This window comes from Polaromonas jejuensis NBRC 106434, assembly GCF_001598235.1.
GTDB classification, from domain to species: Bacteria; Pseudomonadota; Gammaproteobacteria; order Burkholderiales; family Burkholderiaceae_C; genus Polaromonas; species Polaromonas jejuensis.
The window spans coordinates 55,102-78,235 of record NZ_BCYO01000010.1 but is presented as its reverse complement, the minus strand read 5'-3'; the positions used below and the strand labels follow the sequence as shown (position 1 = coordinate 78,235).

Genomic DNA, 23,134 nt, shown 5'->3' with positions numbered 1-23,134 from the left:
CTTGCTTGGGGCAGCCCGGCGCGGCGGCGGCCTCTCACTTTTCGGATCCCGCTGGAGAAGCAAATGCCCCAAAACCTTGAATGTGACCTGATCGTCGTCGGCTCCGGTGCCGCCGGCCTGACCACCGCCATCACGGCCCGCAAGCGCGGCCTCAATGTGGTGGTGCTGGAAAAGGAACCCGTGTTTGGCGGCACCACCGCCCTGTCCGGCGGCGTGCTGTGGATTCCCATGGGCCCGCACGGCCGCCAGCAAAACCCGGCCGACACCGCGGCCGCCGTGCGCACCTACCTGATGCAGGAGGCCGGCGCCTTTTACGATGAAGCCACGGTGCAGGCCTTCATCGCCAACGGCCCGAAGATGGTCGAGTTCATGGAGCGCGAGACGGCCATGAAGTTCGTGCCCACGCTCTACCCCGACTACCATCCGGACCGGCCGGGCGGGGTGGCTGTCGGCCGCTCCATTCTGGCCGCGCCTTACGACATCCGGGGTCTCGGCAAGGACATGCCGCGACTGAAGCCGCCGCTGAAAACCATCACCTTCATCGGCATGATGTTCAACTCATCGAATGCCGATCTCAAGCATTTTTTCCAGGCCACCCAGTCGCTGACCTCCTTCCTCTACGTGGCCAAACGCCTGGTCACCCACATGAAAGAGCTGCTGCTGTACCGCCGCGGCATCAACGTGACCAGCGGCAACGCGCTGGCGGCGCGCCTGGCGCAGTCCGCGCTGGACCTGGGCATTCCTATCCTGACCAGCAGTCCGGTCAACAAGATACTGATCGAAGACGGCCAGGCGGTCGGTGTGCTGGCCAGCGGGGAAGGCGGCGAGCGCCGCATCACCGCGCGCCACGGCGTGGTACTGGCCTGCGGCGGCTTCCCGCAGGATGTGAGGCGCATCGCGCAGGCCTACCCGCATGTCCGGCGCAGCGGCGAGCATTTGTCGCCTACCCCGGCGGGCAATACCGGCGACGGCGTGACCATGGCCGAGGCACTGGGTGCGGTGGCCGACATCCGCTTCAAGGACAGCGCGGCCTGGATGCCCGTGTCGCGCGTTCCCTACGGCAATGGCGAATTCGGCGTGTTCCCGCACCTGCTGGACCGCTACAAGCCCGGCATCATCGGCGTGCTTCGGTCCGGCCAGCGCTTCACCAACGAATCCAACTCCTACCATGATGTCGGCGCCGCCATGATCCGCGCCTGCGAAGGCCAGAAGGAAACGGCCATGTGGCTGGTCTGCGACAAGACAACGCTGGGCAAATACGGCATAGGCTATGTCAAACCGGCGCCCATGCCGATAGGGCATCTGGTGCGCAATGGCTACCTGATCAAGGGCGACACGCTGGCCGAACTCGCCCGGCACGCCGGCATCGACCCGGCGGGACTGGAGCAAACCGTGCGCGACTACAACAAGGATGCCGTGCAAGGCCGGGACCCGGCCTTTGGCCGTGGCCGCACCGCCTTCAACCGCTACCTGGCCGACCCCGAGAACCAGCCCAATCCCTGTGTGGCGCCGGTGCAAAAAGGCCCCTTCTTCGCGGTCAAGGTCATCATGGGCGATCTGGGCACCTTCGACGGCATCCAGACCAGCGTGGTGGGTGAAGTGCTCAAGCGCGACGGCTCCGCCATCCAGGGGCTGTATGCCGTCGGCAACGACCGCGCCAGCATGATGGGCGGCAGCTATCCGGGCGCCGGCATCACGCACGGCCCGAACATGACCTTCGGCTTCGTCACCGCCAACCACATCGCCGACCGCGCAGGAGCGCGCGCATGAACGACCTGGACAAGCCCCTGATCGACCACCGCATCTACACCATCGCCCTGCGCAGGATGCCGGAGTTTCTGGAGGTGTTCAACCGCCTGGCCATGCCCATACTGATGCAGACGCTGGGCCACCCGGTCGGTTTCTACACCAGCCTGGTCGGCCCCCAAAACCAGTTCGTGCACCTCTGGGCCTATGACAGCCTGGCCGATTACGAGCAGCGTTGCCGGGCGCGCGACACGCATCCGGATTTCCCGGCCTACCTCTCGGCCTCGGCGCACTTGATCACGGCGCAGGAAACACGCCTCCTGCGTGCCGTGGACATGCCCGGCCTGCGCCACAACCCGCGGCCCTCGTCCCGCCAGCCTTGAAAAGCGCCCGACCCGCCAAGCCGGTCGGGGCCGCGGGTCTGATGATGGGCCGGCACTTTTTTCAAACCGGGCGGTACAGGCGGGCGATCCCGGTCATGACCTCGCCGGCGTAACCTCCACACCACAGCCGTTCAGTGACGGCTCGCCGCACCCTCGCCAGCGCATGATTTACAGACCCCCCGGCTATAATGCACGGTTGCTGAGCAGACGCTGTAGCAGCCCGCGATAGCCCCCCGATTGTTAGTTTTTTGAGGACGCCATGAGCGCAAACGACCACACCACGGCCCACGAAGAAGCCCACACTGGCCCGATCAAGACCCCGCAGCAGCTGCTGGCAGCGGTTTTTTTCTCTTTCGTTGTTCCCGTTTTCGCCATCATCGGGCTGGTTTATTACGTCAGTTCCGCCAACAAGCCCTCCGCCGGTGCGGCGGAGGCTGAAAAGGCAGTGGCGCTGCGCATCCAGAAAATCGGCATGGTGGAAATCCGTGATGCCAACCGCCCCCTCAAGTCGGGTGAAGAAGTCTACAAGGCCCAGTGCATTGCCTGCCACGGATCGGGCGCGGCCGGCGCACCCAAGTTTGGCGATGCCGGCGCTTGGGGCCCCCGCATCGGCACCGGTTTTGACGCACTCTGGCATTCCGCCCTGAAGGGCAAGGGGGCGATGGGCGCACAAGGTGGTGGCGACTTCGAAGACATAGAAGTCGGCCGCGCCGTGGTCTACATGACCGCTGCCGCCGGCGGCAAGTTTGCCGAGCCTGCGGCACCCGCTGCGGCCGCCTCGGCACCGGCGGCGCAAGCCGCGGCAACCCCGCCCGCCTCTGTGGTCGCCGCCCTGGCAGCCGCCAACAAGCCAGCCGCCGCCGGTAACGCCGCCGCCAGCGCAGGTGCAGGTGAAGCCCTCTACAAACAGACTTGCGTCGCTTGCCACGCAGCCGGTGTAGCCGGCGCCCCCAAATTTGGCGACAAGGCCGCCTGGGCACCCCGCGTCAAAGCCGGCATTGATGCATTGACCGCCAGCGCCCTCAAGGGCAAGGGCGCCATGCCGCCCAAAGGGGGCTCTGCGGCCTCCGAGGCAGACATCAAGGCAGCGGTCGAATACATGGTCAGCGCCGCCAAATAAGCCGCGCCAGCACCTTGGAAAAAAGCCGGTCAATGACCGGCTTTTTTCATGGGAATGGGTGCTATTGCCCTGATGGCCAAGTTGCAAGCAGCTGACCCATTACCGCTCCGGCAATGGTACCTAACGAAAGCCCTTGTAGGTTCATGAGAAAGCCTTCTTGTGAAGACCCCCCGAATAACCGCCTGAAGGCGCTGTAGTCGGGGAATGCGCGGCGATTTGGTTCAAAACGGGCGAGCTGCAAACAACGCTTGCCGGTGAGGCGCCGATACTGAAGAAAGTCAGACAGCGAAGACGGTTTCCATCAACTGCACTTCGACGCTCGGAAGCTGCAGGGCCTTCGCCTTGTCGCGCCAGGAAACCACCACTTTCTTGACGTCGTCGATGATGCCCTGTGCGTCCTGCGGCTGCGTGATGCGATAGAACGGCGCCGTCTCTTTGAGCGCCTCCAAATCCGGCTCCGCGGTCTTGCCGTCCCAGGTTAGTGCATGTTGGCGCTTGTCCCGGTTCGGATTCATGTCGAAAGCCTGACTCAAGCGCCAGCCGCTTGGCAGTCGAATGAACCCGTGGTTGCGCAGGTGGTCATCTCGGTTGCCGACGAGCAGGTTGAAGACAGCACGTCGGAACAGCTGTTGCAGGTCCACCGTGAGGCCCGCTCCGCCGTGAGTTTCCAGAAACTCCACGAGGTCCAGGTAGCTGGCACCCGCTTCGCCGTCCGCTCGCTCGAGCAACGTCATTGCCGACGCATACATGCGCCGGGCCCGTGGGTCCCCGTTCACGCCGCGGTCAAACCGCTTCACGCAGAACGTATGGTATCGGCCGCCGAGCGCCAGTCGGTCTGACTCAGGCACCCAGATGCCCGCTTCGCGGCCTAGCTGATGTGTAAGGTACTCCCAGCTGCCCCAGTCGTAGCGGTCGTCGTGGGCCGGAAATTTCGAAAGCCACATAGTGCCGTCGGTCTGGGTGAACGTCGCCTTCGGCCGCGCGCCGCCCAGCGAAGTGCCTGGTGCCATGAGCATCGCGAGCCACGTCTCGTATTCCGGCAGTTCCTCAACGCCCGGCTCATCGAGCTTCTGCACAATGGCGGCCAGCTCGCGCAGCTCCGTCACGGGCGGCGCAGGCAGCTCGTGGTCATCGATGAATGGCTCTTGGGGCCCGCGCCGAAATCGAAGCGCGCCGGTGCGGGTGAAATCGTGCACCCCGAGCATGAAGTCCAGGTCGGTGAGGCGTCGCATCGGACGCCGCTGCTTTTTTGCTTGGCTCGCCTCGCGCCGCTCCATGAGCACCCGACCCCAGCGGTCGGGCGCTGAATCCAGAAAGATGCCGAAGCCGCGCGCGTGCGCAGAGTGCTGCTCGCCGGCATAGAGGTCCAGGCGAGGGTCCAACAAGAAGCGCCGGCCATTGCCCAGCCACTCCCGGGTGTACTCGAACGAAGGTGCGAGGTCGACTCGGACGTCTGCGGGGTAGAGGCACCCGACCTGTATGCAGGGGCCCAACTCCGGTGCATCCAGGTGCACTTCGAGGGAGGACCGCACGACTTGCGTGGTCTGCTTGGCAGCCATGGTGAACTCTTTCAGTTTACGGCGCCGTCGAGGTCGACCGGTGGCCCAGCGACTTCAGGTCTTGCAGCTTGCGGCCCAACACGTCGTCGCACGCGACGACGTCAATGTCGGTTTCAAGCCCCAGCACGCGCAACGCACGCAGGTACGTGCCGAGAGACACGTTCGGGTCTCCCTCCTCCAAGCGCTTGAGCGTGTTGCGGGAGATGCCCACCCTTTCGGCAAAGACGGTCGTCGAAAGGTTGCGCCGACAACGGGCGAGTTGCAGCCGCTGCCCCAAGGAGCGAGCCAGCTTGGCGAGAGATGGCAAGAGCGGAAGGTGAGTGCGAGACATGGCGATAGTTTGAGCAAAATTCCCAATTACTGCTCATCATATGGAAATTCGTTGATAGAGCCAAGGGATTTGACCATATCATGAGCAGAAAACGCACAAACTGCTCAAGATATGGATAGGCCATAGCCAAGATGTGCAAAGCCAATCTTGGGCCATCAGAGCAATAACGCCCATGGGAATTTGAATAAAATACGGTACCGGCCCAATCAGAACGGGCGAAGGATGCTATTTTTTCTGCAGCGCCATGGGGCTGCACACATAGCCAAACCGGGCCGGCAAATCGCCTGCCGCCATTTCCTGGGGGACCCACAAGCCCCGCTCCACGGCATCAGCCGCATGCGTCATGTCCTGTGTGTGCACCAGGCCAAAGCCCAGATCGGTCTCCAGGTAGACCCGGCCCTCTTCATCCGTGACGCAGCGCTGGACACGGGCCGGCCGGCCGGTATGTGCCGAGACCGCAAAGGCCGGCCCCGCATCGACGCGCCAGACCAGCGGCGTGGCTTCCAGCTCGACATAGACACGCTGCGGCCCGTTCTGAAAAAACCACTGGCCGGCGGCATCGCTCTCGTAATTGCGCCGGATGAAGTCAATCAGCTTCTCATGCTTGAGCAGCGAACCCCTGCTGGCCACGCTGGCCCCCGGCGTTGCAGAAGAAAACGGCCCGGCCGCCTGGGCCCGGTCGTCGCGCATATACCAGTTGCCGCGCGCGTCCAGCCCGAGCCAGCCGTAGCAATTGGGAACGTTGGGCCATTTCGCGATGGCCTGCCTGACAATGTCATCCATGCGCCTATTTTGCGCCTTTCGGCCCACTCCAGGTGCAGGCCGCAGCCTGCTAAAGCTGCGCCGCCAGGAAAGCGATTACCGCTTCGGGCATGGCGCGCACATGCCCCGGAAAGGGCGCCGACGGGAAACCCACATGCCCGCCCTGCGCGGGCTGCCAGAGCGTGACATGGCGGCTGACATCGGCGGCCTGCGGCAGGCTGTCGGCCGGCACGAAAGGATCGTTCAGCGCGTTCAGCGCCAGCGCCGGCACCACCACCTTGTGCAAGTGCGGCTTGGCCGATGCACTCGCCCAGTAGTCATCCGCGTCTTTGAAGCCATGGACCGGCGCGGTGAACGCATTGTCAAATTCATACAGGTCGCGCGCGGCCAGCAGCCGCTGGCGGTCAAACAGGCCGGGGTGCTGCTCCAGTTTCTGGAGCGCCTTGGGCACCATGGTCTTGAGGAACATGCGGGTGTAAACCTGCCGGTTGAAGCCCCGGCCTATGGCCCAGCCGCTGGCCGTCAGATCCAGCGGCGAGCAGACCGAGGCAATGCCTGCCACCACCTGCCCAGCCTCTGTGCCCAACTCGGCAGCCCAGCGCATCAGGGCATTGCCGCCCAGCGAAATGCCCACGGCCACCACCGGACCGGCATGCTGGCGGGCAAAGCGCCGGAGTATCCAGTCGATCTCGGCGAAATCACCCGAGTGATAGGCGCGCGGCGCCAGGTTGACCTCGCCGGAGCAGCCGCGGAAATGCGGCACGGCGCAGGCCCAGCCGCGAAGGCTGGCGACGTCGGCAAAGGCCTCGGCATAGTGGCTGGCCGACGAGCCCTCCAGGCCGTGGAAGATCACCAGTAATGGAACCCCCACGCTTGTGGCTACGCCGCTCTTCGAGAACGCTTCGCGTGATGTGCCGCCCGGCACCAGCCAGTCGACATCCACAAAATCGTCGTCGGGCGTGGTCCAGCGTTCGCGCCGAAACTGGGGCGCCGGCCCGAGGCTGCGGCGGGAGCGCAGGGCCGCCCAGATGGTTTGCAAATTGCCGCCTGGAAGCCACCAGGGCGCTGCATAATTCATAGCAGAACGCACCTATCAGTGAAGGACAGTTGGCGTTTCTGACACTTCCTGCATGTCGCGCGGCGTACCCGGACTGGCGTGGTGCGCCACCATGCGCCAGCCTTGTGCCGTCTTGTGGTACACATTGGTGGCAATCACATAGGCGTGATGCGGGCCTTCCTCGGTCAGCACATCAATGCGCTCCAGCACGCTGTGCACGCAGGCGCTCATGGTTTCCACCTTGCGCACCTTGATGGCATGGGCCCGAATGGTGCCATTGGAAAACATGGCGTCGAATGCGGCGCGTATGGCAGCGGGGCCCACCAGCCGCGTGCCGCCCGGGTGCACGCAAACCATGTCATCCTCGTCGCCCCAGCAGCCCATGAGCTTGTCGATGTCACCGCTTTGCAGCGCTTCGTAAAAAGCGGCCTCAATGTCGTCGGCGTTGCCGCTGCTGGCGAGAGGGACTTTGAGTTTGGGCATGGGGCAATCAGGAAATGGACGGAAAGTGTGCGGCCTTGAATTCTGCTTGGGATTGTGCCCGGCTTCAAGCCAGGGCCTTGTCGGCAGACGACTATGTTAGTGTGGCGGCTTGCATTTTGGAGCCGCCGCCATGAAATCCCGTTTTTTGAGCTTGACCTTTGCCGCCCTCTTCAGTTTGCTGCTGACAGGCTGCGGCTACAACAACTTCCAGAGCCTGGACGAACAAACCAAATCCGCCTGGTCCGAGGTGCTGAACCAGTACCAGCGCCGCGCCGACCTGGTGCCCAATATTGTGGCCACCGTCAAGGGCGAGGCGGCTTTCGAGCAGGACACCCTGACCAAGGTGATTGAAGCGCGCGCCAAGGCCACCTCCATTCAGGTGACGCCCGCAACGCTGAACGACCCCGCCGCCTTCAGCAAATTCCAGGCGGCCCAGGGGGAACTGGGCAGCGCCCTGAGCCGGCTGATGGTGGTCAGCGAACGTTATCCCGAGCTCAAGGCCAACCAGGGTTTTCGCGATTTGCGGGTGCAGCTTGAGGGCACCGAAAACCGCATCACGGTGGCGCGCAACCGCTACATTCAGGCCGTGCAGGCCTACAACGTGCTGGTGCGCAGCTTCCCCAGCAACCTGACGGCCATGGTATTTAGCTACCCGCTCAAGCCCAACTTCGCCGTGCAGAACGAGGCGCAGATTGCCCTGCCGCCGCAGGTCAGTTTCGAGAAGAAATAGGAACAAAAAGTGCCACAAGCCCTTTTCCAACGGGCGCAGACAGCTCTATTTTTTATAGCATTTTGTCTGGGGCTGGTCATTGCCGTGCCCCAGGCATGGGCCCAGGCGCCGCAGGCGGTACCGGTCCTGACCGCCCATGTCATGGACAACACCGGCACCCTTGAAGCCGCGCAGCGCGACGCACTGGAGGCCAAGCTCACGGCTTTTGAACAATCCCGCGGCGCACAGGTGGTGGTGCTGATGGTGCCGACCACCCAGCCCGAGGACATTGCCGCCTACGCCCAGCGCGTGGGCGACAGCTGGAAGATAGGCCGCAAGAATATCGGCGACGGCCTGCTGCTGGTCGTCGCCAAAAACGACCGCAAGGTCCGCATTGAAACCACCAAGGCGCTGGAAGGCGCGATTCCCGACCTGGCAGCCAGCCAGATCATAGACACCGCCATCACCCCGCGCTTCAGGCAGGGCGATTTTGCCGGCGGGCTGGATGCGGCCACCGACCAGATCACGGCGCTGATCCGCGGTGAAAACCTGCCTGCACCAGCGGGCGGCCAGGCGGGCCGCCAAAGCAGCAGGGGCTTTGACTGGATGGACCTGGCGGTCTTCCTGTTCTTTGCGGTGCCGATTGGCGCGCGCGTGCTGTCGGCGGTGCTGGGGCGCAAGCTGGGCTCGGTGGCCACTGGCGGTGCCGTCGGCCTGCTGGCCTGGGTATTCACCGGCAGCCTGCTGATTGCCGGCATCGCCGCGCTGGCAGGCGTGGGGTTGGCGCTGTTTGCGAGCCTGGGTGGCTTGCTCGGTGGCGGGCGCTCTTCCGGAGGGGGCGGCTGGGGCGGCCCGGGAGGCTTTGGTGCCGGCGGTGGCGGTGGATGGAGCGGTGGCGGCGGCGGATTCAGCAGTGGTGGTGGCGGCAATTTCGGTGGCGGCGGCGCCTCGGGTAACTGGTAAGCATGATGAACAAGCTCAAGGTCGTGATCAAGCACCTGTGGCTGGACGCCTCCGACACCCGGCGCGCCATTCCGCCCGACATGCTGCAGCGCCTGGCCCAGCGGGTGGCCGCCAGTGAGCAGCGCCACAGCGGGCAAGTCCGCATTTGCGTGGAAGCTTCGCTGCCCACCAGCTACCTGTGGCGGCTGAACCGTCAGCATCCCATCAGTGCCCTGACGCGGCAGCGTGCGGTCACGATGTTTGGCAAGCTGCGCGTGTGGGACACCGAGCACAACAACGGCGTGCTGATCTACTTGCTGCTGGCCGAGCACGCCATTGAAATTGTGGCCGACCGCGGCGTCGCTCGGCACGTAGGCCCGCCGCAGTGGCAGGCCATGCTGGCGCGCATGGGCCAGGCATTCAGGGAGAAGCGCTACGAGGACGGACTGACACAGGCACTGGAAGAGGTGTCGGCCCTGCTGGTCCAGCATTTCCCGCTGACCGCCGAGGCCGGACACCGCAACGAGTTGCCCGACCAGCCGCTGCTGCAATAGGCGGGTGCTGCATGGCGCGACGGCAGGGAAAATGGCGCAGCATGCACTCAAAAAAAAAAGCGCCCTCTCCCTTTCATCAAGGGCGAGGACGCTTTTTGAGCCTGATCAGCGGCGCTTAGTGGGCGCCACTCAGCATCGTGCCGCCATAGCCCTGGCCATCGGCCCTGGACTTGGCCCAGGCCGTGAGTGCCAGCATGGCGCCGAAACCACCGGCAATCAGCACAGGGTAGGCTGCCAGCAGCTCCACCAGGGAGTACTTCCAGGCCAGTGGTCGGCCCACGCCGATAAAGGCGGCATAGAACCAGGTCACGCCCGACACGGAGCCGGCGAACAGGGCCAGCAGGCGCTGGTTGAACGTCAGCTTGAGCAGCGAACCGGCTTTTTGCATCAGCGGCAGCACGGTTTTGTGCAGCAGCACGCCGTTGATGGTCAGCAACACCACGAGGCCTATCTTGGCCTGGATCTTCGGGTTGGCCATATAGCCCCAGCCCTTGGCCGAGACATCCCAGACGATGAAGGTCACGCCGGTCACCCACAGCACGGCGAGCGCGCGGGATACGGTTTTCTGAAGGCTGTCCAGATGCTTGTGGTCGACCGGCTCGTTGCTGTCGCCCTGCAGCAATTGCTTGACCATGGCGATGTCACTGGTCAAAACCAGACCAATGGCCACGCAACAGGCAATGAGGTGGATATAGACGATGGCTAAACGGGTTAGTTCCAATTTGATTCCTAAAATGGTTAATGCCGGTCAGACCGACGTTTAAAGGGCCAAGCCGCTCCCCCAGAGGGCGAAAAAAATGCGGGGACTGGCTTGAGCGCTTCACCGGATTGCCGTCTCTCCATGGACCCCGGCCCTTGGGGCGGCGGTACGGGAGCGGCGATGGAGTTGTCTGTTCTCAGGCAACAACACCACCCAGAAAAGGCGGTCCAAGTTCAAATTGAACGAACCTATCTGTGATGGAATGAAGATTACCGGGGTTTACCCTTGGCTGCTGTGTTCGAGGGTGAGTGAATGTGAGCAGCTGTCAAGCTCTTTTTGCTACTACTTTAGTAGCAAAATTGGCGTATCTGCAGCCGGCAAATGGCATAAAAGGCCTCTAAATGCCGCCTGCTGCGTCGTTTCGCCGCGGCTGCCCTTGGGGGAGGGGCGCCAGCGGGCCAAGGCGCTCTGGACGCCTGTGCTTCCCTGGCCCGCGGAAACATCCGATCCGGGTTTGTTACAACTCCGGAGCCCGTGACCGCGCCCTCCAGAAGAAAAAAAAAGCCCCTGCTGTTTCGGGCAGGGGCTTTTCGGTCACCAGGCGATGCGGTTTTCTCAACCGCCCGGCTTATTTTTTCTGACGGTATTTGCGCAGCGCGGCAATCTGGGCGGCCATCACGGCGAGCTCGGACTGGGCCATGGCGATATCAATATCGGTCTTGGCATTTTTCAGCGCCTGTTCAGCGGCAGCCCGGGCCGCCGTGGCCTTGGCTTCGTCGAGGTCCTTGCCGCGAATGGCGGTATCGCTCAAGACCGTCACGCAGTTAGGCTGAACTTCGAGCAGGCCACCGGCCACAAACACAAATTCTTCCGAGCCATCCGCCTTTTCAATGCGCACGGCGCCGGGCTTGATGCGGGTGATCAGCGGCGTGTGGCGGGGATAAATCCCCAGCTCGCCCGCCTCTCCCGGCAAAGCCACAAACCTGGCTTCGCCGGAGAAGATGGACTCTTCTGCGCTGACAACGTCGACGTGGATGGTAGTCATATCAACCGCCCGTTAAACTTTTTTCGCTTTTTCAAACGCTTCGTCAATGGTGCCGACCATGTAGAAGGCCTGCTCTGGCAGGTGATCGCATTCGCCGGCCACAATCATCTTGAAGCCGCGAATGGTTTCGGCCAGGCTGACGTACTTGCCGGGCGAGCCGGTGAACACTTCGGCCACGTGGAAAGGCTGCGACAGGAAACGCTGGATCTTGCGCGCGCGGGCCACGGCCAGCTTGTCTTCCGGTGCCAGTTCGTCCATGCCCAGAATCGCGATGATGTCGCGCAATTCCTTGTAGCGCTGCAGCGTGCCCTGCACGGCGCGAGCGGTGGCGTAGTGCTCTTCACCCACGACTTGCGGGTCGAGCTGACGGCTGGTGGAATCCAGTGGGTCCACGGCGGGATAGATACCGAGCGAAGCGATGTCACGCGACAGCACCACGGTGGAGTCCAGGTGGGCAAAGGTCGTTGCTGGCGAGGGGTCGGTCAAGTCATCGGCTGGCACGTAAACGGCCTGGATGGAAGTGATCGAACCAACCTTGGTGGAGGTAATACGCTCTTGCAGGCGGCCCATTTCTTCGGCCAGCGTCGGCTGATAGCCCACGGCGGAAGGCATGCGACCCAGCAAGGCGGACACTTCGGTACCGGCCAGCGTGTAGCGGTAGATGTTGTCCACGAAGAACAGCACGTCACGGCCTTCGTCGCGGAAGGACTCGGCAATCGTCAGGCCGGTCAGCGCCACGCGCAGACGGTTGCCTGGGGGCTCATTCATCTGACCGTAAACCATGGCCACCTTGGACTCGCCGAGGTTCTCGAGGTTCACCACGCCGGAATCGGCCATCTCGTGGTAGAAGTCATTGCCTTCACGGGTACGCTCACCCACACCGGCAAACACGGACAGACCCGAGTGCGCCTTGGCGATGTTGTTGATGAGCTCCATCATGTTCACGGTCTTGCCGACACCGGCACCACCGAACAGACCGACCTTGCCGCCCTTGGCGAATGGGCACACCAGGTCAATCACCTTGATGCCGGTTTCCAGCAGCTCTTGCGAAGGCGAGAGTTCGTCGTAGGCAGGGGCCTTGCGGTGGATGGGGGCGGTGAGGGTCTGGTCAACCGGGCCGCGCTCGTCAATCGGCGCACCCAGCACGTCCATGATGCGGCCCAGCGTGGCCTTGCCCACTGGCACCGTGATATTGGCACCGGTGTTGTACACCATGTTGCCGCGGCGCAGGCCGTCCGACGTGCCCAGCGCAATGGTACGCACAATGCCGTCGCCCAGCTGTTGCTGAACTTCCAGCGTCAAGGCGGAGCCTTCCATCTTGAGCGCGTCGTAAATCTTTGGCATCTGGTCACGTGCGAATTCGACGTCAACCACCGCACCAATACACTGAACAATCTTGCCTTGAACCTGAGCCATGATTGAATCCTTTTCCGTTCTTTAAATCTTTAAATCGGGCGTGGCGGTTTAAACCGCTGCAGCACCGGCAACGATTTCCGAAAGTTCTTTCGTGATCGCCGCTTGACGCGTTTTGTTGTAAACCAGCTTGAGTTCGCCAATCACGCTGCCGGCGTTGTCAGTGGCGGCCTTCATGGCCACCATGCGGGCCGATTGCTCGGACGCCATGTTTTCGGCCACAGCCTGGTACACCAGCGCTTCCACGTAACGCACCATCAGGTCGTCAATCACGGTGTGCGCATCCGGCTCGTAAATGTAGTCCCAGTCGTGCTGGTCCTTGTCGGCCCGCAGGTGCGCCGCCGTCAAGGGCAGCAACTGCTCGACCACCGGCTCCTGTTTCATCGTATTGATGAACTTGGTGTAGCACAGGTAGACCGCGTTGACCTTGCCTTCGCTGTACGCATCCAGCAACACCTTGACCGGGCCGATCAGGGTATCCAGTTGCGGCTTGTCACCCAGCTGGGTCGCATGGGACACCACCTTGACGCCCACACGATTCATGAAACCCAAACCCTTGTTGCCGATGGCTACCGCCAGCGCATCATGCCCTGCCGTCTGCAGATCCTTGAACCTGCCGGTCACGGCACGCAGTACGTTGGTGTTCAAACCACCGCACAGGCCCTTGTCCGTGGTCACCACGACAAAACCGGTGGTCGTGGCGTCGTTGGGCTCCATGAACACATGGCTGTACTCGGGATTGGCCTGACTCAGGTTGGCCGTGATGTTGCGGATCTTGTCGCTGTAAGGACGGGCCGCGCGCATCCGTTCCTGCGCCTTGCGCATTTTGGAGGCCGCCACCATTTCCATGGCTTTGGTGATCTTCTTGGTGTTTTCCACCGATTTGATCTTGCCGCGTATTTCCTTGCCTGCTGCCATATGGGCTCCTAAGGGGTTCTGGACACTTGCCTAACGTTGAGGTCAGGCAAACGACTTCTTGAACGCAGCCACAGCCGTGTTCAGTTCCGCCTCGGCGTCCTTGTCCATGGCCTTGTTGGCTTCGAGCTTGGCCATCAGCGCGGCATTCTTGTCCTTGAGCCAGGCGTGCAGGCCGTGCTCGAACGCCAGTACCTTCTTGACTTCCACGTCGTCCATGAAACCCTTGTTCACGGCGAACAGCGAGGCGGCCATGTTGGAGATGGACAAAGGCGAGTACTGGGCCTGCTTGAGCAGTTCGGTCACGCGGGCACCGCGGTCCAGCTGCTTGCGGGTGGCTTCGTCCAGATCGGAAGCGAACTGCGCAAACGCAGCCAGTTCACGGTACTGGGCCAAGTCGGTACGGATACCGCCGGACAGGTTCTTGACCAGCTTGGTCTGGGCCGCACCACCGACGCGGGACACCGAGATACCGGCGTTGATCGCGGGACGGATACCGGCGTTGAACAGGCTGGTTTCCAGGAAGATCTGGCCGTCGGTGATCGAAATCACGTTGGTCGGCACGAAGGCGGACACGTCGCCGGCCTGCGTTTCAATGATAGGCAGAGCGGTCAGGGAACCGGTCTTGCCCTTCACGGCGCCCTTGGTGAAGTCTTCGACATACTTCTCGTTCACGCGGGCTGCACGCTCGAGCAGGCGACTGTGCAGATAGAACACGTCGCCGGGGTAGGCTTCGCGGCCGGGCGGACGACGCAGCAGCAGCGACACCTGGCGGTAGGCCACGGCCTGCTTGGACAGGTCGTCATACACAATCAGGGCGTCTTCGCCGCGATCGCGGAAGTATTCACCCATGGTGCAGCCAGAGTAGGCGCTCACGTACTGCATGGCAGCCGATTCGGAAGCGGCAGCCGCCACCACAATGGTGTACGCCATGGCACCGGCTTGTTCCAGCGCGCGCACCACGTTCTTGATGGAAGAAGCCTTTTGGCCGATGGCCACATAAATGCACTTAACGCCTTGACCTTTTTGGGCAATGATGGCGTCAATCGCCACGGCGGTCTTGCCGGTCTGGCGGTCACCAATGATCAGTTCGCGCTGGCCGCGGCCCACAGGAACCATCGAGTCAATCGACTTGATACCGGTTTGCAGAGGCTGGTCCACCGATTTACGCGCAATCACGCCCGGCGCGACCTTTTCGATCACGTCGGTCATCTTGGCGTTGACGGGACCCTTGCCGTCGATAGGCTGACCCAGCGCATTGACCACGCGGCCAAGCAGTTCGGGACCCACCGGCACTTCCAGAATGCGGCCCGTGCACTTGACGGTGTCGCCTTCGGCGATGTGTTCGTATTCGCCCAGAACCACCGAGCCGACGGAGTCGCGCTCAAGGTTCAGCGCCAGGCCATAGGTGGGCGTGCCGTCGGCAGTGGCGGGGAATTCCAGCATCTCGCCCTGCATCACATCGGACAAGCCATGGATGCGGACGATACCGTCGGACACCGACACAACGGTACCCTGGTTACGGATGTCGGCACTGACGGCCAAGCCTTCGATGCGGCTCTTGATCAGTTCAGAAATTTCTGCGGGATTGAGTTGCATGACTCTTTCCTTCTTTCTATGTTGTTGGCTAAAAACTTGGGGGTTGATGCGCAGGGGCGCCAGCTCAAGAAATCAGCGCCACTTTCATTTGCTCTAAACGGGCTTTCACCGAAGTGTCCAGCACCTCGTCACCCACGACCGCGCGAATCCCACCGATCAACGAAGGATCGAGTTCAACCTTGACACCGAGTTTTCGCCCAAAACGCTTTTCCAGCGTGGCAGCAACTTCGGCCAGTGCCTGCGCATCCAGCGGAAACGCACTGTAGACGACGGCATCGGTCGAACCGCCGGCCGCGTTCTTGAGCGAACGAAACTGGCTGGCGATCTCGGGCAGTGCGTACAGGCGACCGTTCTCGATCACGAGCTTGAGGAAGTTCCGGGCAGCAGCCGGCAAGGCGGTTTTCACCACACCGGTGATCACATCAAACACCTGAGCCGTATCCACTTTCGGATTGTCGGCCAGCTGGCGCAGTTGCGGATTCTCTGCCACGGCAGCCAGCTCATCGAGCCAGACTGCCGTTGCGGCCAGATCGGAGCCCTGCGCCTTGAACAGCGCTTCCGCGTAGGGGCGGGCAATGGTTGCAAGTTCAGCCATAGTGTTCTCTGCCTTGCTCTGCTTACAGCTCGGTTTTCAGGCGGCTAAGCAGGTCGGCATGCACGCCGGCGTTGACTTCCTTGCGGAGAATCTGCTCGGCGCCCTTGACCGCCAGCACGGCGACCTGCTCACGCAGTGCCTCGCGGGCCTTGACCATTTGTTGACCGGCTTCAGCCTGGGCTGCAGCAATGATCTTGTTGGCTTCTTCGGTCGCACGGGACTTGGCTTCTTCAACGATGCCTTGAGCCCGACGATCCGCATCCGCCAGACGGGCGGCCGTTTCGTTGCGCGATGTCAGCAGTTCGGCCTCAACACGCTTGTTGGCAGTGGCAAGTTCCGATTTGGCTTGGTCGGCCGCGGCGAGGCCGTCAGCGATTTTCTGGGCCCGCTCGTCCAGCGCTTTTGTGATCGGGGGCCACACGAACTTCATCGTGAACCACACCAGGATCCCAAAAACGATAGCCTGCAGGAACAGGGTTGCGTTAATGTTCACGGCTTATTCCTTATCCAACGTGACAGGGGTGCCGGGGAATTACAGAACGAATGGGTTGGCGAAAGCGAACAGCAGGGCGATAGCAACACCAATCAGGAAAGCAGCGTCAATCAGACCGGCCAAAATGAACATCTTGGTTTGCAGTTCGTTCATCAGTTCAGGCTGACGGGCCGAGGCTTCGAGGAACTTGCCGCCCATCAGGGCGATACCGATAGAGGCGCCGATGGCACCGAGACCAACGATCAGACCACAAGCCAGTGCGACGAAGCCGAGAATGTTTTCCATGATTTATCCTTAAAAGAAGAGAGGAGAAGAAAAAAACGAAAAGTTAGTGTGAGTCGTGGGCCTGACCCACGTAGATCAACGTCAACATCATGAAGATGAAGGCTTGCAGCGTGATCACCAGAATGTGGAAGATGCTCCACACGGTTCCAGCGACCACATGCCCGATTCCCAGCCAGAAACCGCCCGTGAGGGGGTTGAACTGCCAGGCCCATACGCCGCCCATCAGGGCGATCAGCATGAAAACCAGTTCACCGGCAAACATGTTGCCGAACAACCGCATGCCATGGGACATGGTCTTGGCGGCGAATTCAATCATCTGCATCAGGAAGTTGACCGGATACAGGAACCATTTGTCGCCGAAGGGCGCGGCCACGAGCTCGTGCGCCCAGCCGCCAATGCCCTTGATCCTGATGTTGTACACCAGGCAGACCAGCAGCACGCTGCAGGAAAGGCCCAGGGTCGTCGACACGTCAGCCGTCGGCACGACGCGCATGAAATTATTGAAGCCCAGCGCAGGAGCAGTACCATGCCACAGGCTAGGAATCACATCCACGGGAAGCATGTCCATGGCGTTCATCATGAAGATCCAGATGAACACGGTGAGCGCCAGAGGAGCCACCAGCTTGCGGCTCCGGGCGTTGTGAACCACGCCCTTGGCCTGGTTGTTCGCCATTTCGGAAAGGATTTCGACCGCGGCCTGGAAACGGCCCGGCACGCCGGACGTGGCCTGGCGGGCAGCGCGCCACAGCAGGAAGCAGCCGATCGCGCCCAGCAGGACCGAATAAACCAGCGAGTCCAGGTTGAACAGGCTGAAATCGACGATGCCGTGCTGCTCGACACCCTTGAAGGAGAAATCCATCTGCAGATGATGCAAATGGTGACGGATGTACTCTCCCGCCGTCGGGGCCTGTGTTCCAGCGTGTTCAGCAGCAGACATATATCACCAGTTTGTCAATTCTTCAGATGTTCTTGACCGACGTTTTGGATGCCGGGCGAAGCCACATGGCCACCCAGTACACCTTCATCGTCACCACAAAGCCAGCCAGCAGGGCCAGCCAACTCAATTGCGCAACCAGCCTTGGCGCAGCGACCAGCATCGCCACCGTCAAGGCAATCTTGACCATTTCCCACACAAAAAACCCGACCAGCGCGGCACCCCCATGAGTCACCGCCTTCTGGCGCGACAACCCGCGGGCAAACAGCGCGGCGGGAATAATCACCGCCAAAGCGCCGTAAGCAGCCGACCAGGCCATCCGGGGCTGGCCGGTCAATGCCCAGGCCGCCGCGGCAACCAGACCACCCACCACGCCCTGCCACATCAAGATCTTCCACGGGGAGACCACAGGAGTCGCCTCGCGCAGCTTTTGAGCCTCTTCACGCGTCAGGGGCTTGAAAGCCGCTTCTTCCGCCTCAACTCCCTCTTGAGACCCCGGACTTGCGGGATCCATTTCCGAATTTGCCATTTTGGACATTACAAATTACGGGAAAGTTACAGAAGAATTGCCAGCAAAGCCCACGATTATACGTAGAAACCCCTGCAAGCCCGCAAAACCTACGTCCGCGCTCTGAATTTCGTGGCATTGACAGGGCCGCTGGTGAAGGCTAGGTGCATGGTCCACAATAGCCCCAGATCGCGCCGGACAGCCGGAACGCCTGCCGTCAGGCCGCTTCAAAATGGTGCGGCCAGCCCCCTCTTCACGAAAGATGCCCATGCACGCCCTGATGAAATTTCTGCATATCGCTGCGGCGATCACCTGGCTGGGCGGCGCGAGCTTCATGCTGTTTGCCCTGCGTCCTGCAGCCGGCCAACTGGCGCCGCCACAGCGGCTGCCGCTGATTGCGGAAGTGTTGCGCCGGTTTTTTGTACTGGTATGGGTGACGATTGGGGTTTTGCTGCTGTCGGGCTTGGCCATGCTGCTGCCTGCAGGAATGAAAAATGCGCCCACGGGCTGGCACCTGATGCTGGGCCTTGGCCTGCTGATGTTTGCCCTGTTCGGCCACCTTTACTTCGGTCCTTTCCGCCGCCTGAAACAGGCCGTGAGCGCGTCCAACTGGCCGGAAGGCGGGCGCCGCGTCGGGCAAATCGCCACCCTGGCCCTCGCCAACCTGGCGCTGGGTGCGGCGGCCATTGCCGCCGTGATTTTCGTGACTTAGGGCTCCAACCCTTGTCAAATCAGCGCATGAAGCTATATATTTAATAGCAAATCAAAGCCAGGCAGCCGCAAAAGATAATCTCTCTGTTTCGCACAATTCCCCGCCCCCTTTCAACCTCTCCCCCGATTGATCCATGACAAGCTCCTCCGCAGCCAACTCCCTGCCCGACACGCCCTGCTACCTCAACGGTGAATACACCGCCCTCAAGGACGCCAAGATCAGCGTGCTGGACCGCGGTTTCATCTTTGGCGACGGGATTTATGAAGTGGTGCCGGCGTACGCCGGCAAGCTGTTCCGCTTTGAGCAGCACATGGCACGGCTGGAGCGCAGCCTCGCCGAATTGCGCATCACCAACCCCTTGACGCGGGTCGAATGGCGCCAGGTCGCACTTAAACTGATAGCAGACTACGCCCACAAGACGGGGGCTCCGGCCGAAAATGGCAATCAACTCATTTACATCCAGATCAGCCGCGGCGTGGCCATGCGCGACCACCCTATGCTGCCCGGCCTGACGCCGACCGTTTTCGTCATGGCCAACCCCCTGAAGCTGCCCAGCGCACAGCAGCGCGAGCAGGGCGTGGCCTGCGTCACGGCCGACGACTTCCGCTGGGAAAAGGCCCACATCAAGAGCACCAGCCTGCTGGGCGCGGTGTTTTCACGCCAGATCAGCGTGGATGCCGGGGCGCTGGAAACCGTCATGTTCCGCGGCGATCACCTCAGCGAAGCCTCGTCCAGCAACGTCTGGGTCATCAAGGACGGCAGGGTCTCGGGCCCGCCCAAGGACCATCTGGTGCTCGAAGGCATACGCTATGGCCTGATAGAGGAAATGTGTCGCGCCGCCGGCATCGAATTCGAGCTGCGCCGCATCAGCCGCGCCGAAGTGCTGGCGGCCGATGAACTGCTGCTGTCCTCGGCCACCAAGGAGGTGCTGCCCGTCACCCTGCTGGACGGCCGGCCGGTTGGGAACGGCCAACCCGGCCCCATCTATGCCAGGCTGTACGCAGCGTATCAACAGGCCAAACTTGAGCAATCGACATGAACACTTCCGACACCCCACCCGGCACGCCGGCTTCCGCAGAGGCGACGGCCCGCAAGGACTCGCTGATCGAATACCCGTCGCTGTTCCCCATCAAGGTCATGGGCAACAAGGTAGACGGCCTGGTCGCGGCCATCACGGCGGTGGCCCATCAGTTTGACCCCGGCTTTGACGCCTCCACCATAGAGCTGCGCGAAAGCAAGGGCGGCAATTACCTGGGCGTGACCATCACCGTGACGGCCACCAGCCGCGAGCAGCTCGACGATCTCTACCGCGCGCTGTCCACCCACCCCATGGTCAAAGTGGTGCTGTGAGGCGCCCGGGCGAGCGCGGCTGATGCCAGGCGATGTGCGCACACTGGGCCGGGTGGACTACCTGCCGGTTTACCAGGCCATGCAGGACTTCACCGCCGGGCGCACCGCGGAAACCCCCGATGCGCTATGGATTTGCGAGCACCTACCGGTTTATACACAAGGCCTAGCGGGCAAAAGCGACCATATCCTGAACCGCGGTGAGATTCCCGTCGTGCAGACCAACCGCGGCGGCCAGGTGACCTTTCATGGGCCCGGGCAGGTGGTGGCCTATCCCCTGATAGACCTCAGGCGCGCCGGCTATTTCGTCAAGGAATATGTGTACCGCATCGAGGAATCGGTCATCAAGACCCTGGCGCACTTCGGCGTGACCGGCCACCGCGTCGCCGGCTCGCCCGGCATTTACGTGCGCCTGGACGACCCGTTTTCGCACGCCGCCCTGACCGGCCCGGCGCACCCCGCCGACCCGTTTCGCGGCCTGGGCAAAATCGCCGCCCTGGGCATCAAGGTCAGTCGCCACTGCACCTACCACGGCGTGGCGCTCAATGTGGCGATGGACCTGGAACCCTTCTCGCGCATCAACCCTTGCGGCTACGCCGGGCTGACAACCACCGACCTTTCTACAATCGGCGTATCGGCCAGCTGGCAGGAGGCTGCGGACGTGCTGGGCCAAAAGCTCGTCACCTACCTGAGCCCGTAGCCCGGCAGAAACACGAAACACACCATGAGCACCTTAGAAACCCTCAACTCCACCCCTCCCGTTGTCCGCGACGTCCAGAGCCAGGAAACCTACAACCCGCTGGCCAAGCAGAAGGCGGCCGCCAAGCTGTCGCGCATCCCGGTCAAGGTGGTTCAGGGCGAAATGCTCAAAAAACCCGACTGGATCCGCGTCAAGGCCGGCAGCCCGACCACCCGGTTTTACGAGATCAAGCAGATCCTGCGCGAGAACAAGCTCAACACCGTCTGCGAAGAAGCCAGCTGCCCCAACATAGGCGAGTGCTTCGGCAAGGGCACGGCGACCTTCATGATCATGGGCGACAAGTGCACGCGCCGCTGCCCCTTCTGCGACGTCGGCCATGGCCGGCCCGATCCGCTGGACGTCAACGAGCCGCTGAACCTGGCGCGCACGATTGCCGCCCTCAAGCTCAAATACGTGGTGATCACCAGCGTGGACCGCGACGACCTGCGCGACGGCGGCAGCGGCCATTTTGTTGAATGCATCCAGAAGATTCGCGAGCTGTCGCCCGGCACCACCATCGAAATCCTGGTGCCCGACTTCCGTGGCCGCGACGACCGCGCGCTGGAAATCCTGAAGGCCGCGCCGCCCGACGTGATGAACCACAACCTCGAAACCGCGCCACGCCTGTACAAGGAGGCGCGCCCCGGCAGCGACTACCAGTTCTCCTTGAGCCTGCTGAAAAAGTTCAAGGCGCTGCACCCCGACGTGCCGACCAAGAGCGGCATCATGGTCGGCCTGGGCGAAACCGACGAGGAAATCCTGCAGGTGATGCGCGACATGCGCGCGCACGACATCGACATGCTGACCATAGGCCAGTACCTGGCGCCTTCGACCAGCCACCTGCCGGTGCGCCGCTACGTGCACCCAGACACCTTCAAGATGTTCGAGGAAGAAGCCTACAAAATGGGCTTTACCCATGCGGCCGTGGGCGCCATGGTGCGCTCCAGCTACCATGCCGACCAGCAGGCCCATGCCGCAGGGGTGCGCGTCAATGATCAATAGTTAATGAGAAATTTCACTAAGAGAATGAGCTCTTTGGTCATCTCAGAATTCATAAATTTCCTTTTAACTCAATGAGTTAACCTTAAATTCTGGCCAAAACTCAAGTAAAAAAGAATTCAAATTTTGATTTTCCGAGTTTTGCCCGTTCTTCGCGTCAACACCGGCCTGTCGCGCCAACTGCTTGAACACGATCGGCATGGCGAGCCGATCTATCCCGAAAACTCGGCCCCCCTCAACGTCTGCGTTACTAACGAACTAGTCTTGCCGTCCGGGAAGCTTTCGTTCAATGTGATCGCCAAGATTGCAAAAGCACAGGCGCCCAAATACGCGTTTTATTGCTCCACTTTGTCGAAAACCCAGATTGAAGTCGTGCTCGACCAGTAGCGGGCGGCCTTTGCGCCGCCAGATGCCCGGACGTGTCGCCGGGCATTGGCGTGCGCTCATACCAGAATCGGCGCAAGCGCGGGAACACCCGCTCGAATCGCATATCCACCGGGCCGTGTTTGCAGTTCCACCCAAAGTCCGGCTTCCCGAACGATGATGACGCCGGCCATGATGTCCCACGCATTGATAAAGGCTTCCATGTAGCCGTCAAAGCGGCCGGCCGCAACATGCGCCAGACCCAGCGCTGCGGAACCGTGGCGGCGATGATCGATGCCCTGCTCGAACAGGCGTTCGATGGTGCGCAGGTAATGCTGCAATTCGGTTTTGGCGGAATACCCCAGGTTCACGATTCGGACACGATCCGCATTTCCGTGGTCGGCGTGCAGGCGGCAATCATTGAGATAAGCGCCTTGTCCGATGAGCGCGCTAAACAATTCGTCGTTGCTCGGGTCATAGATGACTCCCAGCAACGGTTCCCCGTCCACTACGTACGCGATCGAAACACACCAGTGTCTGTGCTGGCGCAAATAGTTGTTTGTACCATCGATCGGATCGACGACCCAGACGCCCTGACCATGCAGGCAACTTCCGGTCTCCTCGCCAAGAAAACCATCCTCAGGGTGTTGTCGAGCCAGTTCATCCCGGATCAGGCGTTCGGTTGTCTGGTCAGCCTCGCTGACAAAATCCTGCACGCCTTTCTCGATGATAACGAGGTCGTTGCGCCGCAGGCGCTCCTGATACGAAAGTGCCAGCGCGCCCGCGTCGCGAGCGAGTTTTTTTGCCGTCGCCAAACGGTCATGCAATGCAATGTTCATGG

28 protein-coding genes are annotated in these 23,134 nt (G+C 61.9%); 12 read left to right on the top strand and 16 right to left on the bottom strand.

Features of this window, described 5'->3' with window-relative positions:
* Positions 1-63 precede the first annotated feature (63 nt).
* The 3 genes from PJE01S_RS13405 to PJE01S_RS13395 all read left to right on the top strand — a co-directional run bounded on the left by PJE01S_RS13405 (position 64) and on the right by PJE01S_RS13395 (position 3,249).
* Complete coding sequence (locus PJE01S_RS13405) at positions 64-1,770, top strand: FAD-dependent oxidoreductase (protein WP_068834131.1); 1,707 nt, start codon at positions 64-66, stop codon at positions 1,768-1,770.
* The gene (locus tag PJE01S_RS13400; protein ID WP_068834130.1) at positions 1,767-2,129 is read left to right on the top strand and encodes an NIPSNAP family protein; all 363 of its coding nucleotides are present in this window, start codon (positions 1,767-1,769) and stop codon (positions 2,127-2,129) included. Before PJE01S_RS13405 ends, PJE01S_RS13400 begins: the two co-directional genes overlap by 4 nt.
* Positions 2,130-2,388: 259 nt before the next feature.
* Positions 2,389-3,249 (top strand): c-type cytochrome, encoded by an 861-nt coding sequence (locus tag PJE01S_RS13395; RefSeq protein ID WP_068834129.1) that lies wholly within the window; start codon positions 2,389-2,391, stop codon positions 3,247-3,249.
* Positions 3,250-3,527: 278 nt separating this feature from the next.
* On the opposite strand, the gene PJE01S_RS13390 is transcribed toward PJE01S_RS13395, so the two are convergent.
* From PJE01S_RS13390 to PJE01S_RS13370, 5 genes are all read right to left on the bottom strand, one after another.
* The gene (locus tag PJE01S_RS13390; protein ID WP_068834128.1) at positions 3,528-4,808 is read right to left on the bottom strand and encodes a type II toxin-antitoxin system HipA family toxin; all 1,281 of its coding nucleotides are present in this window, start codon (positions 4,806-4,808) and stop codon (positions 3,528-3,530) included.
* A 16-nt stretch (positions 4,809-4,824) separates the two neighbouring features.
* Complete coding sequence (locus PJE01S_RS26190; protein WP_068834127.1) at positions 4,825-5,139, bottom strand: helix-turn-helix transcriptional regulator; 315 nt, start codon at positions 5,137-5,139, stop codon at positions 4,825-4,827.
* A 225-nt stretch (positions 5,140-5,364) separates the two neighbouring features.
* The gene (locus PJE01S_RS13380; RefSeq protein ID WP_068834126.1) at positions 5,365-5,922 is read right to left on the bottom strand and encodes a DUF2946 family protein; all 558 of its coding nucleotides are present in this window, start codon (positions 5,920-5,922) and stop codon (positions 5,365-5,367) included.
* Between the two features lie 49 nt (positions 5,923-5,971).
* Entirely contained in the window at positions 5,972-6,979 is a 1,008-nt protein-coding gene (locus tag PJE01S_RS13375) for a YheT family hydrolase (protein WP_068834125.1), read from the bottom strand.
* Positions 6,980-6,994: 15 nt separating this feature from the next.
* Positions 6,995-7,441 carry a YybH family protein gene (locus tag PJE01S_RS13370; RefSeq protein WP_068834124.1) on the bottom strand — a complete coding sequence of 149 codons (447 nt, stop codon included), beginning with the start codon at positions 7,439-7,441 and terminating at the stop codon, positions 6,995-6,997.
* Between the two features lie 130 nt (positions 7,442-7,571).
* Between PJE01S_RS13370 and PJE01S_RS13365 the strand changes: the two genes are divergently transcribed.
* Genes PJE01S_RS13365 through PJE01S_RS13355 form a run of 3 tightly spaced genes read left to right on the top strand, consistent with a single transcriptional unit; the run spans position 7,572 to position 9,646 of the window.
* Positions 7,572-8,171 (top strand): LemA family protein, encoded by a 600-nt coding sequence (locus PJE01S_RS13365; protein WP_068834123.1) that lies wholly within the window; start codon positions 7,572-7,574, stop codon positions 8,169-8,171.
* A 9-nt stretch (positions 8,172-8,180) separates the two neighbouring features.
* Entirely contained in the window at positions 8,181-9,113 is a 933-nt protein-coding gene (locus PJE01S_RS13360; protein ID WP_084389537.1) for a TPM domain-containing protein, read from the top strand.
* Positions 9,114-9,115: 2 nt separating this feature from the next.
* Positions 9,116-9,646: a TPM domain-containing protein gene (locus PJE01S_RS13355; RefSeq protein WP_068834122.1), complete on the top strand. Its 531-nt coding sequence runs from the start codon at positions 9,116-9,118 to the stop codon at positions 9,644-9,646.
* A gap of 115 nt (positions 9,647-9,761) precedes the next feature.
* Here the strand turns inward: PJE01S_RS13355 and PJE01S_RS13350 are convergent, their stop codons facing one another.
* From PJE01S_RS13350 to PJE01S_RS13305, 10 genes are all read right to left on the bottom strand, one after another.
* Positions 9,762-10,367, bottom strand: a complete 606-nt coding sequence (locus PJE01S_RS13350) for a hypothetical protein (RefSeq protein ID WP_084389536.1) — start codon at positions 10,365-10,367, stop codon at positions 9,762-9,764.
* 607 nt (positions 10,368-10,974) lie between these two features.
* Entirely contained in the window at positions 10,975-11,391 is a 417-nt protein-coding gene (locus PJE01S_RS13345) for a F0F1 ATP synthase subunit epsilon (RefSeq protein ID WP_068834120.1), read from the bottom strand.
* A 12-nt stretch (positions 11,392-11,403) separates the two neighbouring features.
* The gene (gene atpD, locus PJE01S_RS13340) at positions 11,404-12,807 is read right to left on the bottom strand and encodes a F0F1 ATP synthase subunit beta (RefSeq protein WP_068834119.1); all 1,404 of its coding nucleotides are present in this window, start codon (positions 12,805-12,807) and stop codon (positions 11,404-11,406) included.
* Between the two features lie 48 nt (positions 12,808-12,855).
* Positions 12,856-13,722 carry a F0F1 ATP synthase subunit gamma gene (gene atpG / locus PJE01S_RS13335; protein ID WP_068834118.1) on the bottom strand — a complete coding sequence of 289 codons (867 nt, stop codon included), beginning with the start codon at positions 13,720-13,722 and terminating at the stop codon, positions 12,856-12,858.
* Positions 13,723-13,764: 42 nt separating this feature from the next.
* Positions 13,765-15,318 carry a F0F1 ATP synthase subunit alpha gene (gene atpA / locus PJE01S_RS13330; protein WP_068834117.1) on the bottom strand — a complete coding sequence of 518 codons (1,554 nt, stop codon included), beginning with the start codon at positions 15,316-15,318 and terminating at the stop codon, positions 13,765-13,767.
* Between the two features lie 64 nt (positions 15,319-15,382).
* Complete coding sequence (locus tag PJE01S_RS13325) at positions 15,383-15,913, bottom strand: F0F1 ATP synthase subunit delta (protein ID WP_068834116.1); 531 nt, start codon at positions 15,911-15,913, stop codon at positions 15,383-15,385.
* A gap of 22 nt (positions 15,914-15,935) precedes the next feature.
* Positions 15,936-16,406 (bottom strand): F0F1 ATP synthase subunit B, encoded by a 471-nt coding sequence (locus PJE01S_RS13320; RefSeq protein WP_068834115.1) that lies wholly within the window; start codon positions 16,404-16,406, stop codon positions 15,936-15,938.
* A 39-nt stretch (positions 16,407-16,445) separates the two neighbouring features.
* On the bottom strand, positions 16,446-16,691 hold the full coding sequence (gene atpE, locus PJE01S_RS13315) for a F0F1 ATP synthase subunit C (RefSeq protein ID WP_068834114.1): 246 nt from the start codon (positions 16,689-16,691) through the stop codon (positions 16,446-16,448).
* 43 nt (positions 16,692-16,734) lie between these two features.
* Positions 16,735-17,628, bottom strand: a complete 894-nt coding sequence (atpB, locus tag PJE01S_RS13310) for a F0F1 ATP synthase subunit A (RefSeq protein ID WP_068834113.1) — start codon at positions 17,626-17,628, stop codon at positions 16,735-16,737.
* Between the two features lie 22 nt (positions 17,629-17,650).
* A complete protein-coding gene (locus PJE01S_RS13305; RefSeq protein ID WP_157090329.1) occupies positions 17,651-18,139 on the bottom strand; it encodes an ATP synthase subunit I in 489 nt (162 codons plus the stop codon).
* A 262-nt stretch (positions 18,140-18,401) separates the two neighbouring features.
* Between PJE01S_RS13305 and PJE01S_RS13300 the strand changes: the two genes are divergently transcribed.
* The 6 genes from PJE01S_RS13300 to PJE01S_RS13275 all read left to right on the top strand — a co-directional run bounded on the left by PJE01S_RS13300 (position 18,402) and on the right by PJE01S_RS13275 (position 22,317).
* Entirely contained in the window at positions 18,402-18,845 is a 444-nt protein-coding gene (locus PJE01S_RS13300) for a CopD family protein (protein WP_068834192.1), read from the top strand.
* A 133-nt stretch (positions 18,846-18,978) separates the two neighbouring features.
* The gene (locus PJE01S_RS13295; protein ID WP_068834112.1) at positions 18,979-19,884 is read left to right on the top strand and encodes a D-amino acid aminotransferase; all 906 of its coding nucleotides are present in this window, start codon (positions 18,979-18,981) and stop codon (positions 19,882-19,884) included.
* Positions 19,881-20,195, top strand: a complete 315-nt coding sequence (locus PJE01S_RS13290; RefSeq protein ID WP_068834111.1) for a YbeD family protein — start codon at positions 19,881-19,883, stop codon at positions 20,193-20,195. The genes PJE01S_RS13295 and PJE01S_RS13290 overlap by 4 nt, the downstream gene beginning before the upstream one ends.
* A 22-nt stretch (positions 20,196-20,217) precedes the next feature.
* On the top strand, positions 20,218-20,892 hold the full coding sequence (gene lipB, locus PJE01S_RS13285) for a lipoyl(octanoyl) transferase LipB (RefSeq protein WP_068834110.1): 675 nt from the start codon (positions 20,218-20,220) through the stop codon (positions 20,890-20,892).
* Between the two features lie 24 nt (positions 20,893-20,916).
* On the top strand, positions 20,917-21,933 hold the full coding sequence (gene lipA, locus PJE01S_RS13280) for a lipoyl synthase (protein ID WP_068834109.1): 1,017 nt from the start codon (positions 20,917-20,919) through the stop codon (positions 21,931-21,933).
* 123 nt (positions 21,934-22,056) lie between these two features.
* On the top strand, positions 22,057-22,317 hold the full coding sequence (locus PJE01S_RS13275; RefSeq protein ID WP_068834108.1) for a hypothetical protein: 261 nt from the start codon (positions 22,057-22,059) through the stop codon (positions 22,315-22,317).
* A 56-nt stretch (positions 22,318-22,373) separates the two neighbouring features.
* Here the strand turns inward: PJE01S_RS13275 and PJE01S_RS13270 are convergent, their stop codons facing one another.
* A complete protein-coding gene (locus tag PJE01S_RS13270; RefSeq protein ID WP_068834107.1) occupies positions 22,374-23,132 on the bottom strand; it encodes an inositol monophosphatase family protein in 759 nt (252 codons plus the stop codon).
* Between the last annotated feature and the right edge of the window lie 2 nt (positions 23,133-23,134).

Coding starts and splice junctions, on each gene's coding strand:
- PJE01S_RS13405 (WP_068834131.1), top strand. CDS start 64: ATGCCCCAAAACCTTGAATGTGACCTGATCGTCGTCGGCTCCGGTGCC.
- PJE01S_RS13400 (WP_068834130.1), top strand. CDS start 1,767: ATGAACGACCTGGACAAGCCCCTGATCGACCACCGCATCTACACCATC.
- PJE01S_RS13395 (WP_068834129.1), top strand. CDS start 2,389: ATGAGCGCAAACGACCACACCACGGCCCACGAAGAAGCCCACACTGGC.
- PJE01S_RS13390 (WP_068834128.1), bottom strand. CDS start 4,808: ATGGCTGCCAAGCAGACCACGCAAGTCGTGCGGTCCTCCCTCGAAGTG.
- PJE01S_RS26190 (WP_068834127.1), bottom strand. CDS start 5,139: ATGTCTCGCACTCACCTTCCGCTCTTGCCATCTCTCGCCAAGCTGGCT.
- PJE01S_RS13380 (WP_068834126.1), bottom strand. CDS start 5,922: ATGGATGACATTGTCAGGCAGGCCATCGCGAAATGGCCCAACGTTCCC.
- PJE01S_RS13375 (WP_068834125.1), bottom strand. CDS start 6,979: ATGAATTATGCAGCGCCCTGGTGGCTTCCAGGCGGCAATTTGCAAACC.
- PJE01S_RS13370 (WP_068834124.1), bottom strand. CDS start 7,441: ATGCCCAAACTCAAAGTCCCTCTCGCCAGCAGCGGCAACGCCGACGAC.
- PJE01S_RS13365 (WP_068834123.1), top strand. CDS start 7,572: ATGAAATCCCGTTTTTTGAGCTTGACCTTTGCCGCCCTCTTCAGTTTG.
- PJE01S_RS13355 (WP_068834122.1), top strand. CDS start 9,116: ATGATGAACAAGCTCAAGGTCGTGATCAAGCACCTGTGGCTGGACGCC.
- PJE01S_RS13345 (WP_068834120.1), bottom strand. CDS start 11,391: ATGACTACCATCCACGTCGACGTTGTCAGCGCAGAAGAGTCCATCTTC.
- atpD (WP_068834119.1), bottom strand. CDS start 12,807: ATGGCTCAGGTTCAAGGCAAGATTGTTCAGTGTATTGGTGCGGTGGTT.
- atpG (WP_068834118.1), bottom strand. CDS start 13,722: ATGGCAGCAGGCAAGGAAATACGCGGCAAGATCAAATCGGTGGAAAAC.
- atpA (WP_068834117.1), bottom strand. CDS start 15,318: ATGCAACTCAATCCCGCAGAAATTTCTGAACTGATCAAGAGCCGCATC.
- PJE01S_RS13325 (WP_068834116.1), bottom strand. CDS start 15,913: ATGGCTGAACTTGCAACCATTGCCCGCCCCTACGCGGAAGCGCTGTTC.
- atpE (WP_068834114.1), bottom strand. CDS start 16,691: ATGGAAAACATTCTCGGCTTCGTCGCACTGGCTTGTGGTCTGATCGTT.
- atpB (WP_068834113.1), bottom strand. CDS start 17,628: ATGTCTGCTGCTGAACACGCTGGAACACAGGCCCCGACGGCGGGAGAG.
- PJE01S_RS13305 (WP_157090329.1), bottom strand. CDS start 18,139: ATGGATCCCGCAAGTCCGGGGTCTCAAGAGGGAGTTGAGGCGGAAGAA.
- PJE01S_RS13300 (WP_068834192.1), top strand. CDS start 18,402: ATGCACGCCCTGATGAAATTTCTGCATATCGCTGCGGCGATCACCTGG.
- PJE01S_RS13295 (WP_068834112.1), top strand. CDS start 18,979: ATGACAAGCTCCTCCGCAGCCAACTCCCTGCCCGACACGCCCTGCTAC.
- PJE01S_RS13290 (WP_068834111.1), top strand. CDS start 19,881: ATGAACACTTCCGACACCCCACCCGGCACGCCGGCTTCCGCAGAGGCG.
- lipB (WP_068834110.1), top strand. CDS start 20,218: ATGCCAGGCGATGTGCGCACACTGGGCCGGGTGGACTACCTGCCGGTT.
- lipA (WP_068834109.1), top strand. CDS start 20,917: ATGAGCACCTTAGAAACCCTCAACTCCACCCCTCCCGTTGTCCGCGAC.
- PJE01S_RS13270 (WP_068834107.1), bottom strand. CDS start 23,132: ATGAACATTGCATTGCATGACCGTTTGGCGACGGCAAAAAAACTCGCT.